This is a genomic window from Ralstonia sp. 22086 (assembly GCF_052045975.1).
Taxonomy (GTDB): Bacteria; Pseudomonadota; Gammaproteobacteria; order Burkholderiales; family Burkholderiaceae; genus Ralstonia; species Ralstonia wenshanensis.
On sequence record NZ_JBQEPZ010000002.1, the window covers coordinates 520,646 to 533,452 of the forward strand.

Here is a 12,807-nt window from a genome sequence, read left to right on the forward strand (position 1 = left end):
GGCACAAGCGCACGCGGTTGTGGGAGGTTGTATGGAATTGAGTTTTGTCGCCCCCGGCACCCAGACGCATCGATATGCGCTCAAGCTCGCGGGCCTACCCGAAGGGACGGAGCCCGGCACGGCGTCAGTCGATCCAGCCTGGGTGGACGATGCCCTTACCGCCGCCGTGCGCGTATTCGACGCGCACCGCGTGCACTTTGCCGACGCCTACTTTGCCTATCGCGCACGTGAGACGGCACAGCAGCGTACGCGCGCGGCGGGCAACTCCTCACCCGCACGCGTTGCCGGCGATCTCCACGACGATACGCCGCTGCTCGCGGATACGTTTGCGATTGCGCAGCTGGCCGCACTTGTGTCGCTGGAGGCATCCGGAGTGGCCGATGTCATCGATGTACACCTCGTGGTGGAGCGCTTGCGTGACGATGCCCCCACCCCGCCTGCCGACGGCATCGGCGAAGTGACGTTTGTTACGGAAACCACGGCTGGCCTGCACAGCGTGGCAAGCCGGCATTAACGCCGGCCGAACCGCTCAGGGCCCGTTGTGCGTGGGCCGCTCTGGCACGATGGCCGGCTGCGGCTCAGTTGGCGCACCGACCGCATCGGCGTCACGAAACGTCCAGTAACGGTGCACCAGGAAGTTGAAGATGGCCGTGATGGCCGAGGCGAACACCTGCGCGATCAGGTAATACAGGCCAATCCCCAGGCCGATGGCCATGATGGTCGCGTTACAACCCAGCGCCAGAAAGGCCACCAAGCCGAACCGCACCATCGCGCCGACGTGCCCGCGTGTGCTGTTGAAGACAGCCTGCCGGCTGATGAAGTAGTTGAGCGTGGCGCCGATCACGCTGCCCACCACCGACGCGCGCCACGGCGACACCCCCACCTGCACCAGCCCGAAGAGCACCACATAGTGCGCCAGCGTCGCGCCCCCGCCGATCACGACATAGCGCGCAAACTGCTCCACCGCCGCCCAGAAATGCTGCCGAGACGCCATGCGCGTGCTCACCCCATCCGCTTTGGAACCGATATTGTGCTCGATCATGGCTGCGGGGCCGCAACTAGCGTGCCACGCACCCCGCACAATAAGTGCGCTTAAAGTTATGCAACATTTGGCCGTATAAAACCGGTGGGGCCTTGCGCGGCTGTTGGCTCCCCTATTGCCATGCTCGAACTTCAACCTCTCGACATTCCGCTTGCGATCCCCCTGCCGTGGCCGATGCTTGACGCCGACGGGCAGTTGCTCGTCCCGAAGGGCGACGTCATCCACTCCCCGGAGGAGATCGACCTGCTGTGCACGCTGCACCGCCCGCATCGCCTGGCCGACGGAACGCCCGCGCCTGCGCCCGCGTTTGCAAATACGCAGTTCCCGAACACGATGTTCCCCGACATGGGCGACGACCCTGACGGCGAACGCACGATCGCCATGGAGCTGCTGGGCCTGCGCCCCGGCGGCATGCTGACCGTGCGCCTGACCGCGGGCGCCGGCCAGACCAAGGGTGCCGCGCGCGTGATGGGTTACAGCCCGCAACGCCATCTGCTCATCACCATGCCCACCGACAACGGCCGCACGGTCATGCCGGTCAAGGACGAGCTGGTGGAAGTCCACGCCTTCTCGGGCGAGGGCATTGCCAGTTTCGAATGCACGGTGATGGGGGTGTGCCGCATCCCGTTCGAATACGTCGTGTTGTCACCGCCGCGGCGGATCAAGAACCGCACGTTGCGCAAATCGCTGCGCGTGCGTGCCAACGTGGTCGGCAAGATGCTGGTGAGCGGCGACCCGCCGCGCATGATCCATATTTCCGACATCAGCACCACGGGCGCGTCATTCCGCTCCGCGCATCGGCTGGAAGTGAGCGGCGCGCCGGCGCGTCTGCGCTTTCGCGTGAAGACGCGCGACTACCACTCCGAGCTGGTGGCCGCGGCCCTGGTGCGCAGTGAGAAGCCGGCCGACCTGCCCAACGTTTATCAATACGGCGTGGAATTCATCGAGTTGGTCGCTGCTCAAAAGATGCTGCTGCAGTGCTTTATCTATGAACAGTTGCTTTGGGGCGGCCAGCGTATGGTGTAACGTGCAGACAGACCTGATATTCAATTTTCTTTGTTCAGAATTCATTGCTGTTAAACGTTAAAACTGCCTACCGGACCGACCCGAAAACATGCCCGGAAGCGGCCACCACGGCCGGTTTTCAGCTTATGATGCCGTACGCGTTTTTGTGACAAAGCTATACAATTGAAAGTGCGCCGAGTGCACGTATTTCCGTTTTAAAGGCATTTGCAGGACGATCCCCATTTATGAGCCGCGCAAGGTCTGCCGCGCCATCGAGTCTGGATCCGATCTCCGGATTGCCGGACCGCGAACAATTCGTCCGGCTACTGGCTGCCATGCCGCAATCCACGCGCCAGGACGCAGTTGGCGCACTGTTGCTGATCGGCTTCGACCATTTTGCCGAGGCGACCAACACGCTCGGGCCCCTGGCCGCGCGAGAGGTCATCGTCGAATGTGCATCGCGGCTTGAAGCGTTGAGCGTGCCGCCGGCGGATGGCATCGCACCCATCGTCGGGCGCGTCGGCCCTGAGACCTTTGCCGTTGCCTGCGCAGATTTCGTCTCGGCACAAGACGTGCACGACCTCGCGCGGCGGATTTCCGCGGCACTCACGCGACCTTTCATCACGCATGGTTACGAACTCGTCTGCTCGTGCAGCATCGGCATGACGCTTTTCGAGACCATGCCTTCCGATGCAGCGCGGCTGATTGAACAGGCCGACCGGGCGCTCTACGGGGTTCAGCACGGTGCCGAACAAAGCCCGGCGCTGTATGCACCGGCGGCCATGCCTCCGATCTCAGGCGGCCACACCGCCGCCATTGACGGATACGACGCCGCAGCCGAGCATCCACGCCTGGCCGCGCGGCTGCGCCATGCGCTAGCGCGCCGCCAGTTCAGCCTGAACCTGCAGCCGCAACTGAGCCTGACCGACGGCCGGATCGTTGGCTACGAATTTTTGCTGCGCTGGATTTCACCGGAACTGGGCGTCGTGGCGCCTGCCGATTTTCTGCCGATCCTGGAGCAGACGGGCGACATTCGCGAGGTGGGCCACTGGGTGCTCGACAACGCCGCCCAGATGCTGGCCGGGCTGCTGCGTGAGGAATCCCAGCGCGCGGGACGCAACAGCCGGCACCAGCCGGGCGTGCATGCAGCCGTCAATTTGTCGCTTGCGCAGCTGCTCGATCCGCAATTGAGCGACGTCGTGCGCGAGATTGCCGCACGCCACGCGGTGCCGACCACACGCCTGGTCTTCGAAATATCGGAACACACGCTGCACCGTGCCAACGGCTCCGCGCAAAAGGCCGTGGAAGCCCTGCACGCCTGCGGTGCACGCGTGGCTGTGGAAGATTTTGGTGCCACCGCGCACAGCCTTGATTGCCTGGCAACGTTCCGCCCCGATCAGGTCAAGCTCGATCAGGCCATCGTCAACGCAGTGACCAACGCGAGCGATCACGCGGTGTTGCAACGCCTGGTGACTGCCGCGCATGGCGCGGGCGTGCCCGTCACCGCCACGCGCGTGGAAACCGCCGCGCAGCTCCATGCCTTGCGTGCCTGCCGGTGCGACGTCATCCAGGGCTACCTGCTCTCGCAGCCCTTCCCTGCCCGCTGGATCGACGACACCCAAGACGTGATCGCCGAGCGCGCACGCGATCTGATGCCGTAAAAGAAAACGCCCTCCCGCCTGCAAAGCGGAAGGGCGCTATTGAGTGTGTCTGAGCGGTTTAAACGTGCTCGACGCGGAAGACCGCCACCGCGCTGCGCAGCGCTTCAGCCTGCTCTTCCAGCGATTCCGCCGCAGCCGCAGCCTGTTCGACCAGCGCTGCATTCTGCTGCGTCACCTGATCCATCTGTGTGACGGCCTGGTTGACCTGTTCGATGCCGCTGCTCTGCTCTTCCGACGCAGCGCTGATCTCGCCCATGATGTCGGTCACGCGGCGCACGGCCACCACCACCTCGTCGATCACCGTGCCGGCTTCAGCCACCAGAGTCGACCCGTTTTGCACGCGGCCCACCGAATCGCCAATCAGCTCTTTGATCTCCTTGGCAGCCGTGGCGCTGCGCTGTGCAAGGCTGCGCACTTCACCGGCAACAACAGCAAAGCCTCGGCCCTGCTCGCCCGCGCGTGCGGCTTCCACCGCGGCATTCAACGCGAGGATGTTGGTCTGGAACGCAATGCCCTCGATCACGCCGATGATGTCGGCAATTTTTCGGCTGCTTTCGTTGATGCCGGCCATCGTGTCCACCACGCGGCCTACGACTTCCCCGCCCTTGACCGCAATATCTGACGCATTGACGGCCAGCGTGCTTGCCTGACGCGCGTTGTCGGCGTTCTGCTTCACGATGCTCGTCAACTCTTCCATGCTCGACGCCGTTTCTTCCAGCGACGAAGCCTGTTGCTCTGTACGCTGCGACAGGTCGGCATTGCCCGCGGCGATCTGCTTGGTGGCGCTGGCGATCGAATCCGAGCCCGTGCGCACCTGCCCGATGATCTGCTGCAGGCTCGTTTGCATGGACGATACGGCGTGCATCAGGCGTGCAGTTTCGTCGCGGCGGCCGGCGGCGGTCTGGCCTTCCATACGCGTGGCGAGGTCGCCCGATGCCATGCGCTCGAACACCTGAATGGCGCGCTCCAGCGGCTGCACCACCGTGCGGCCAAGCACGCCGCGCGCCACCACCGACAGCACCAGCGCGGCGGCCAGCAAACCACCCGAAATCCAGATGCTCATCGCATAGCGCGATTGGGAATGATCAAAGCGTTGCTGGCCGTACTTGAAGCGCGCCCCGACCAGGGGGCCGAGCGCCGAGTCGTAGTCGACAAAGAGCTTCGGCACCAGGTTCGTGTTCAGCTCACGGTACGTGGTGAGGTCACTGCGCTCAAGGGCGGCAATGGCCGGCTCCAGCGCCGTCTTGACGAACTTGGTGCGTGCCGCGTCGGCGGCTTGCAGTTGGGCGCGATCCGCATCGGCAATCGGCAGCTTCATGAACTGCGCCCAGGCATCGTTGGCTGTGTTGACCATCGTGTGCGCATCGGACAGCAGCTTCTTGAGCTCTTCAGGCGACGAGACCGCATCGAAATTGGTCAGGTGGATGCGCGCCCACAGCAGGTTGATAGTGTCTTTTGCCAGCAGGTCCAGGCCCTTGGCATCTTCCAGATACACGGCGCGCAAATCTTCATTGGTGGCCCGGCCAGTCGTGATACCGGCAAAACCCACCACGGCGATCATGACTGCAAATACCGCGACCAGGAACGTCAGCCGCGTGCGAATGCTCGTATCCATCCACTTCCACATATGTTTTCCCCTGCATGGTTGGGCCGTGCGGCGCCGAGATCCTCTTCCGGCGCCCCTCTTCAGGCACCCTGTTCACTCCCAAAGGTGCTAACGGCAGGCGACGCCAGAAATAGAGGGCATCACCACGAATGTCCGGAATGCGCCGCAAGTGATATGCAAGGAGTAAAAAAGATGCGGCCGACGCACCCCGCGTGCGCGAGGTGGCACTAAAATGCGGGTTGCGCCACCGTTGGGGTGGCAATTACGCAAACATCGTGCGGGATACCGCACGGCTCACTAGGGGATCGAGATGAAGAAACTGATCGCGCTGCTGGCCCTGGGCTGCGTCGTCCTGGCAGGCTGCAACACAATGGCCGGCATGGGCAAGGATATTCAGACGGGCGGCCAGAAGCTGGAAAACGCTGCTGACAACACCAAGCAGAAGATGTAATGAAGGGACAGCCGGGGGAGCCCCTGGCTTGAGTTAAGAAACGCCGCAAGTTCGCGGCGTTTTTCTTTTGGAGCCGCTACAGCAGCTCTTCCGGGGTAAACGGCGCCAACATCTGGATCCACGTCCGGCGGCCCAGGCCCACTTCCGGTTCGTGATCGACAACGACCTCCTTGCCGTTCTCGTGGGTGGTCCAGCGCAGATGGCCGTCGTCGTTGGTCACCCGGTAGGCGCTGTCGCGCACCGACTCGTCAAACAGCTTGGCGACCGCATCCGACAGCACCGGGCTGCGGATGATCAACCCCGTTTCGGTATTCAGGCCGATGGAGCGTGGGTCGATGTTCATCGAGCCGACAAACAGCGTGGTGCGGTCCACCACGATCGATTTCACATGCAGGCTCGCCTGCGACGACCGGAACGTGCCGATCATCTTCGGGCGATCGCCCAGCGTCGGGCGCAGTTCGTACAGTTCGACACCGTCGTCGATCAGCGCCCCGCGATATTTCGCGTAGCCCACATGCACGATGGGCGCGTCGGTCGCTGCCAGCGAGTTGGTCAGCACACGCAACCGCACGCCCCGATCCTGCAGGCGCTTGGCCACCTCGACGCCGCGCTTGCCCGGCACGAAGTACGGCGAAATCAGCACCACCTCGCGCTTGGCCTCGTCAATCAAACGCAGCAAAGTCTGGGCAAGACGCTCGCCGCCAGGTTCCACCTCGTCACCCGATACCTTGGCCGGACGATCGACGATCACTTGCGCGGGGGCCCACTCCAGGCGCAGGCGGCCACGGGCGATCTGATCGGCCAGGAACCAATCGCGCGGAGCGGGCTTGAGCGGCAAGGGCTGCTCCGGCGCCGGGCTGGCGAGATCGGTCTGGTTGCGGCGTTGCTCGAGCTGCGAGATCGTCTGATCGGATGCCGGCGTGGCGGAACCGGAGCCCATGTCGATCGGCCGGGTCGGCACATCGATATGCTGCGGCGGCCCTTCCGGGCGATGCGGCATCGTCACCGGCGGCGGATAGTTGCCCTCCTTCGGCTCGGGCGGATGCGCCTTGCTAGGCTCGGGCGCCAGTGCCTGCACCGGATAGGAGAATTCGCTGTTCCAGTACGCATCGAACGCCGACGACAGCTGACGCACCGCCGGCCCTGCGGCCAGCACGTCCAGATCGACGAAGTTGGTGGTCTGGTTCTGCGTGAAATATTCAGCGCCAAGATTGCGCCCGCCCGTTACAGCCAGCGCGTTGTCAGCAATGAAAGCCTTGTTGTGCATGCGCCGATTGACGCGGCGGAACTCAGCCGCGCCGCTCAAGTACCGTGTGACGTTCGACATCCGCCCGCCTGGAAACGGGTTGAACAGGCGTACGTCGATATTCTTGTGTGACGAGAATTTCAGAAAAGCGAGATCGCGCCCATCGCTGTGCAGATCGTCGACGAGCATGCGCACGCGCACACCGCGGTCGGCAGCGGCCCGCACATGGCGCATCAGTTCGCGCACGCTGTTGTCGCTGGCAATGATGAAGTACTGCAAGTCCAGCGTACGCTCGGCCCGGTCGGCCAGCGTGAGCAACGTGGCATAGGCCTCTTCGCCCGACGGGATCAGCCGAAAGCCGGACACATCCGCCGAGGGCGCATTCGACTGCGCCAGGCGCCCGAGCGAGGTGGCCGATTCGGCATTGGGCAGCGCCGTTGTCACGGGGCGATCGACGTGGTCGGGCAGGCTTGCGCAGCCCGTCACCAGCGCGATGGCCAGACACGCAAACCAGGCGCGCAGATACGCGATCGGGAGGTTCCTCGGGTGCCCTTGCATGTTCGATGTCGTGTTGGGTACGGCAGGTCGAGAGGACGTTGACTTCACACAAGCATGCGGCGTGCCTGAACCGACGCCACGGTCAGACTACGCGAGATATCAGCCGGGGCAGTATCCGTGTTTGTCCGACGCCACCCCGGGCGTGTCAAAATGCCCAACGGTGTGCTGTTCCCCCCCCTGCTGCCTTCAATGCTGACCAACACCACGGCATTTGCCACTTTCCTCTTTTTTGTGCACTGCGTGGGCGTGCTCGCGGCCATGCATGCCGTGCTGACCGTGCGCACGTCACAGGGTGCCATCGCGTGGGCCATTTCGCTCGTCACGCTGCCCGAATTCACGCTGATCCCCTATCTGATCTTCGGGCGAAGCACCTTTGCCGGCTATGTGGATGCGCGACGCTTTCACAACGCCCGCCTGCGCGAAATTACCCTCTCCGACGACTGGCGCCGCCTGCGCGACCATGAATCCAGCGTGGTCGCCCCGCAGCACACCTGCATGCAGGCCTTGCCTCGCCTGACCGGCACGCCGTGCCTGGCGCGCAACCGCGTGCGTCTGCTCATCAACGGCGCGGAAACCTTCGATGCCATCTTTGCGGCGATTGCACAGGCGCGGCGCGTGCTGATCGTACAGTTCTTCATCGTGCATGACGACACGCTCGGCCGCCGCCTGGCCGAACTGCTGCTCGAGCGCGCACGTGCCGGGGTGCGGGTGTACTTTCTCTTCGATAGCATCGGCTGCCACGCGCTGCCCCGCCGCTATGTGCAGCGCCTCATTGAAGGCGGCGTGCTGGCCAAGCCGTTCTCCACGCACGCCGGGTTCGTCAACCGTTTCCAGCTCAACTTCCGCAACCACCGCAAGCTCGTGGTGGTGGATGGCGAGCGCGCTTACGTTGGCGGCCACAACGTCGGCAACGAATACATGGGGGAAAAGCCGCCGCTTGCACCGTGGCGCGACACGCATATCGAGATTGTCGGTGCCGCGGTGATGGACTTGCAGCTCACCTTTGCCGAAGACTGGTACTGGGCTGCCCGCGAAGTGCCGCAACTGATCGTGCCCGAACTGCGGCCCGAAGAAGACATGGTCTGCCAGGTGGTCGCAAGCGGCCCGGCGGACAAGCAGGAAACCTGCTCGCTGTTCTTCATGGAAGCCATTCAGTCGGCGCGCAAGCGGCTGTGGATTACGTCGCCGTACTTCATACCAGACGAAGCCGTGTTTGCCGCGCTACGCCTGGCCGTGCTGCGCGGGGTTGATGTGCGCATCCTGATCCCTTCGCGGCCGGACCATCACATGGTGTTCCTGGCCTCCACGCTGTACGCATATCAGGCGATTCGCGCAGGCGTGAAAATCTACCGCTACCTGCCCGGCTTCCTGCACCAGAAGGTCGTGCTGATCGACGACGAAGCTGCCGCCGTGGGCAGTGCCAACCTCGACAACCGCTCGTTCCGCCTGAACTTCGAGTTGATGATCATGACCGCCGACCCGCGCTTCGCCAATGACGTCGCACAGATGCTCGAAGTCGACTTTGCCGAAGCCGCCCGCGTTGGCCGCGACGAATACGAACGTGCACACCCGCTGCGCCGCGTGATCATGCACGTGGCCAAGCTGTTCGCTCCCATCCTGTAGTCACGCCGCGAATTCGCCCGCAAGAAGCGGAGCGCTTCCACGCATCGCCATCCCTACCCTGAAGTGAACATTTTCAGGAGTGTGCGATGTCCGATCCCCATGACTCTGCTGTCGACCGCCTGCCGCCGGGCTTCAACCGGCTGGCGGGCTCCAACCTGGCCGCGCAGTCGGCCGAACAGATTGCGCTGGCCGCCATGCCAATGGTTGCGGTGCTTACCCTGCATGCCGACGCCAGCACAGCGAGTTGGCTGCAAGTGGCCCTCACGCTGCCGTTCGTGCTGTTTGCCATTCCGGTGGGCATGCTGGCGGACCGTTGGCCCAAACGCGCATTGATGGCCGGCGCAGAGGCGGTGCGCGCGCTGGCGTTGTTTGTTGTGGCGGGCCTGCTGGTGGCAGGGCGGCTGAACCTGGCTACGCTGGGGGTGCTGGGCTTTATTGCCGTGTGCGGCACGGTGGTGTTCAGCGTGGCGGCGCCAGCGCTGGTGCCCTCGCTCGTGCCGGCAGCGATGCTTGCGCGCGCAAACGGCCGCATCGAGCTGGCGCGTACGATTGCATTTGCGTGCGGGCCGGCCATCGGCGGCGCGTTGATCGGCTGGACCGGCTCGATGACAGCATTCGCGCTGGCGGCGGCGTTGTCCGCCATGGCTGCGGCACTGCTGGCAGGTGTGACGGCTCCGGAGCCCGTGGCACGGCGCGCGGCGCACCCGCTGCGGGACATCGCCGAAGGCGCCCGCTTCGTGTTTCATCACCCGCTGCTGCGGCCGGTGTTCATCACGCAATGCCTCTTCACCATGGCGTTCTTCATGGTGTTTGCCATCTTCGTTCCGTATGCGGCGCATCGCTTGAACCTCTCTGCGCAGGCGATCGGGCTGACGCTCGGCATGTACGGCGCGGGCATGGTGGTCGGCGCGCTGCTCGCCGCGCGCATTCTCGCGCGTTGGCGCTTCGGTCATGTGGTGGCGACTGGCCCCGTGTGCGGACTGGCGGGCGGTGTGCTGCTTGCGGCCACCCTCTGGCAGCCGTGGCCGGCGCTGGCACAGGCCGGCTTCTTCCTGCTGGGTTGCGGGCCGATTCTTTGGGTGGTGAGCACCACCACGCTTCGGCAAACGGTGACGCCGCCCGCGCTGCTGGCGCGTGTATCCGCAGTGAATGTGATGTCGTATGGCGCTCGGCCGGTGGGCGCGGCAATGGCCGCGTGGGTTGCCGCACACGCTGGTGCGGGGGCGTGCCTGCTGATGGCGGTGGCGGGCTTTGCACTGCAGTTGCTGTGCATTCTGCAATCGCCGGCGGTGCGCCTGGCGCGTCAGCCGCGTGCGGACGATACGTCGGCCGGGCTCGAACCTGCCTGAGCCGCATCGCCAGTCCGGTCACCGCGCTGGGCATCGCGCCACGCACGCGGCGTCATGCCAAAGTGGGCGATGAACCAGCGCGTGAACGACGCCTGCCGCGTATAGCCGAGCAGCGCAGCCACCCGCCCGATCCGATAGCTGGGGTTGGCCATGTAGCGGACGGCAAGGTTGTGCCGCACCTCTTCCACCAGGTCAGAGAACGTCATGCCGGCCAGTTCTAGCTGCCGTTGCAAGGTCCGCACGCTCAGGTGGAGGTGGTCCGCCACCTGCTCGACAGACGCACGCTCCAGCGGCAGCAGCAGGTAGATCGCACGGCGCACATCCTGCACCACCGCCTCCTGCGCCGATACATTGAGCGGCTCCGCAAGGCTTTCCGCATAGCGTACGAGCGCCGGATCCGCAGCGGGATTGGGCCTGTCCAGATCGGCAGCCGAACAGACGATGCCGTTGAAGTCGCTGCCGAACACAATCGGGCAGCCGAACACGCGCCTGTGCAAGCTGAGGTCACCGGGGGCGGTATGCGAGAAGTGAATGCTGCGCGGCTTCCAGTGCACGCCCAGCAGCGCACTGCACGTCCGGGCGAGCACGCCAACGGCCAGCTCGTTGGCCTGCCGCAGCGGCACGGGCGTCTCGGTGATGACCTCTTCGCGAATGACCACCATGTCGCCGTCGGATTCCAGGTAGATCGCCAGCGCCTCGTTCAGCAGGTGGCGGTACTGGATGATGGCCTGCAGCGCTTCGCGCAGCGTTCGCTTGTGCGCCAGCAACAACCCGAGCACACCGAAATCCAGTTCCTGACGCGCCTCGGCCATCAGCAGCCCGAGCGTCGGGCACGGGGCGTTGACGGCGGTGATCTCCATCAACTGGCATGTCGCCACGACCGAGACGAGCTGCTCGGGATCGGTCAGTCTGGCCGGATCCAGCCCCACCTGACGCAGTGCCTCCTGCGGGTTGAAAGCGAGCCGCCGCACGACCTGGAAGTAACCGTTGAGCGACCGGGCACGCACCATCGTTTCCATAGGTTTCTGTGGGCTTTGAACCGTCTTGGTGTTTACACGGAATGGCGCCTAAAGAGAAAAACTTGGCGCCAATTGAGAAATTCAAAGCTACCGCTTCCCTATAGTGAAGTCCAGCCGAGACATCCCCTACAGGAGCCCCCCAACATGCAATTCCTCGATGATTCGCTGCACCCGGAAAACCAGGACAAGGTCGTCATTACCGTTGCGCCGTACGGCCCGGAATGGATGCCGGAAGACTTTCCTGAAGACATTCCGGTGACGATGGAAGAACAGGTGCAGAAGGCCGTCGATTGCTACAACGCTGGCGCCACGGTCCTGCACCTGCATGTGCGCGAGCTGGACGGCAAGGGCTCCAAGCGGCTGTCGAAATTCAACGAGCTGATTGCCGGCGTGCGCGCGGCGGTGCCCGACATGATCATCCAGGTGGGCGGCTCAATTTCGTTTGCGCCGGAAGACGAAGGGCAAGCCGCCAAGTGGCTGTCGGACGACACCCGCCACATGCTGGCCGACCTGACGCCGTCGCCCGACCAGGTGACGGTGGCGGTCAACACCACGCAGATGAACATCATGGAGCTGCTGTATCCGGCGTATCTGGAAGGCACGTCGCTGGCCAACCCGGCGCTGGCCGCGGCCTATGCGGAAATGACCGTGCCCGCCGGCCCCGCCTGGCTGGAGGAGCACCTGCGCCGTCTGCAGGCCGCCGGCGTGCAACCGCACTTTCAGCTGACTGGCATTCACGCGCTGGAAACGCTCGAACGGGTGGTGCGCAAAGGCGTCTACAAGGGCCCGCTCAACCTGACGTGGATCGGCATTGGCGGCGGCTTCGACGGCCCCAACCCGTTCAACTTCTTCAACTTCATCCACCGCGCGCCGGATGGCTGCACGCTGACGGCCGAGTCGCTGCTCAAGAACGTGCTGCCCTTCAACATGATGGCCATGGCAATGGGCCTGCACCCGCGCTGCGGCATTGAAGACACGATCATCGATCAGCACGGCAACCGCATGACATCCGTACAGCAGATCAAGCAGTGCGTGCGCGTGGCGCATGAACTGGGCCGCGAGATTGCCAGCGGCAAGGAAGCCCGCGCCATCTACCGCATCGGTGTGCAATATGACAGCGTGGAAGAAACGCTGGCGAAGAACGGCATGTCCCCCAACCGTGCCCCGAACGTGAAAAACCTGCCGCTGCGCGCGGCCTAAACTAGAAGCCGCAGTATCACCGGGCCAACACAGGCGGCGCTCAACGC

The 12,807-nt window shown here is 64.3% G+C and carries 11 protein-coding genes; 7 read left to right on the top strand and 4 right to left on the bottom strand.

Annotated features, from left to right (window positions below; translation table 11 throughout):
• Nucleotides 1–31 precede the first annotated feature (31 nt).
• A complete protein-coding gene (locus tag ACTJK6_RS11360; protein ID WP_322018429.1) occupies nt 32–514 on the top strand; it encodes a hypothetical protein in 483 nt (160 codons plus the stop codon).
• A gap of 15 nt (nt 515–529) precedes the next feature.
• Here ACTJK6_RS11360 and ACTJK6_RS11365 read toward each other — a convergent pair whose 3' ends face one another.
• Nucleotides 530–1,042, bottom strand: a complete 513-nt coding sequence (locus ACTJK6_RS11365) for a GtrA family protein (RefSeq protein WP_433867898.1) — start codon at nt 1,040–1,042, stop codon at nt 530–532.
• Nucleotides 1,043–1,162: 120 nt separating this feature from the next.
• Between ACTJK6_RS11365 and ACTJK6_RS11370 the strand changes: the two genes are divergently transcribed.
• Together ACTJK6_RS11370 and ACTJK6_RS11375 are read left to right on the top strand one after the other, a co-directional pair.
• Nucleotides 1,163–2,068, top strand: coding sequence for a flagellar brake protein (locus ACTJK6_RS11370; protein WP_260801531.1), 906 nt, complete (start codon nt 1,163–1,165; stop codon nt 2,066–2,068).
• Between the two features lie 224 nt (nt 2,069–2,292).
• A complete protein-coding gene (locus ACTJK6_RS11375; RefSeq protein ID WP_440839064.1) occupies nt 2,293–3,708 on the top strand; it encodes an EAL domain-containing protein in 1,416 nt (471 codons plus the stop codon).
• 58 nt (nt 3,709–3,766) lie between these two features.
• On the opposite strand, the gene ACTJK6_RS11380 is transcribed toward ACTJK6_RS11375, so the two are convergent.
• On the bottom strand, nt 3,767–5,335 hold the full coding sequence (locus ACTJK6_RS11380; RefSeq protein WP_322018432.1) for a methyl-accepting chemotaxis protein: 1,569 nt from the start codon (nt 5,333–5,335) through the stop codon (nt 3,767–3,769).
• A gap of 289 nt (nt 5,336–5,624) precedes the next feature.
• On the opposite strand from ACTJK6_RS11380, the gene ACTJK6_RS11385 reads away from it, so the two are divergent.
• Nucleotides 5,625–5,765 (top strand): entericidin A/B family lipoprotein, encoded by a 141-nt coding sequence (locus tag ACTJK6_RS11385; RefSeq protein WP_024978581.1) that lies wholly within the window; start codon nt 5,625–5,627, stop codon nt 5,763–5,765.
• A 76-nt stretch (nt 5,766–5,841) separates the two neighbouring features.
• Here ACTJK6_RS11385 and ACTJK6_RS11390 read toward each other — a convergent pair whose 3' ends face one another.
• Complete coding sequence (locus ACTJK6_RS11390; RefSeq protein ID WP_440839065.1) at nt 5,842–7,569, bottom strand: phospholipase D-like domain-containing protein; 1,728 nt, start codon at nt 7,567–7,569, stop codon at nt 5,842–5,844.
• A gap of 189 nt (nt 7,570–7,758) precedes the next feature.
• On the opposite strand from ACTJK6_RS11390, the gene cls reads away from it, so the two are divergent.
• On the top strand, nt 7,759–9,192 hold the full coding sequence (gene cls / locus ACTJK6_RS11395; RefSeq protein WP_232039801.1) for a cardiolipin synthase: 1,434 nt from the start codon (nt 7,759–7,761) through the stop codon (nt 9,190–9,192).
• Nucleotides 9,193–9,278: 86 nt separating this feature from the next.
• Complete coding sequence (locus tag ACTJK6_RS11400; RefSeq protein WP_440839066.1) at nt 9,279–10,541, top strand: MFS transporter; 1,263 nt, start codon at nt 9,279–9,281, stop codon at nt 10,539–10,541.
• On the opposite strand, the gene ACTJK6_RS11405 is transcribed toward ACTJK6_RS11400, so the two are convergent.
• Complete coding sequence (locus tag ACTJK6_RS11405) at nt 10,496–11,560, bottom strand: AraC family transcriptional regulator (protein ID WP_440839067.1); 1,065 nt, start codon at nt 11,558–11,560, stop codon at nt 10,496–10,498. The genes ACTJK6_RS11400 and ACTJK6_RS11405 overlap by 46 nt on opposite strands.
• 144 nt (nt 11,561–11,704) lie before the next feature.
• Here ACTJK6_RS11405 and ACTJK6_RS11410 point away from each other — a divergent pair, with 144 nt between their 5' ends.
• Nucleotides 11,705–12,760, top strand: coding sequence for a 3-keto-5-aminohexanoate cleavage protein (locus ACTJK6_RS11410; protein ID WP_440817740.1), 1,056 nt, complete (start codon nt 11,705–11,707; stop codon nt 12,758–12,760).
• Nucleotides 12,761–12,807: the final 47 nt, after the last annotated feature.

What these genes read in the sequence shown, in the direction of transcription:
- ACTJK6_RS11360 (WP_322018429.1), top strand. Translation starts at nt 32, where the DNA reads ATGGAATTGAGTTTTGTCGCCCCCGGCACCCAGACGCATCGATATGCG.
- ACTJK6_RS11365 (WP_433867898.1), bottom strand. Translation starts at nt 1,042, where the DNA reads ATGATCGAGCACAATATCGGTTCCAAAGCGGATGGGGTGAGCACGCGC.
- ACTJK6_RS11370 (WP_260801531.1), top strand. Translation starts at nt 1,163, where the DNA reads ATGCTCGAACTTCAACCTCTCGACATTCCGCTTGCGATCCCCCTGCCG.
- ACTJK6_RS11375 (WP_440839064.1), top strand. Translation starts at nt 2,293, where the DNA reads ATGAGCCGCGCAAGGTCTGCCGCGCCATCGAGTCTGGATCCGATCTCC.
- ACTJK6_RS11380 (WP_322018432.1), bottom strand. Translation starts at nt 5,335, where the DNA reads ATGTGGAAGTGGATGGATACGAGCATTCGCACGCGGCTGACGTTCCTG.
- ACTJK6_RS11385 (WP_024978581.1), top strand. Translation starts at nt 5,625, where the DNA reads ATGAAGAAACTGATCGCGCTGCTGGCCCTGGGCTGCGTCGTCCTGGCA.
- ACTJK6_RS11390 (WP_440839065.1), bottom strand. Translation starts at nt 7,569, where the DNA reads ATGCAAGGGCACCCGAGGAACCTCCCGATCGCGTATCTGCGCGCCTGG.
- cls (WP_232039801.1), top strand. Translation starts at nt 7,759, where the DNA reads ATGCTGACCAACACCACGGCATTTGCCACTTTCCTCTTTTTTGTGCAC.
- ACTJK6_RS11400 (WP_440839066.1), top strand. Translation starts at nt 9,279, where the DNA reads ATGTCCGATCCCCATGACTCTGCTGTCGACCGCCTGCCGCCGGGCTTC.
- ACTJK6_RS11405 (WP_440839067.1), bottom strand. Translation starts at nt 11,560, where the DNA reads ATGGAAACGATGGTGCGTGCCCGGTCGCTCAACGGTTACTTCCAGGTC.
- ACTJK6_RS11410 (WP_440817740.1), top strand. Translation starts at nt 11,705, where the DNA reads ATGCAATTCCTCGATGATTCGCTGCACCCGGAAAACCAGGACAAGGTC.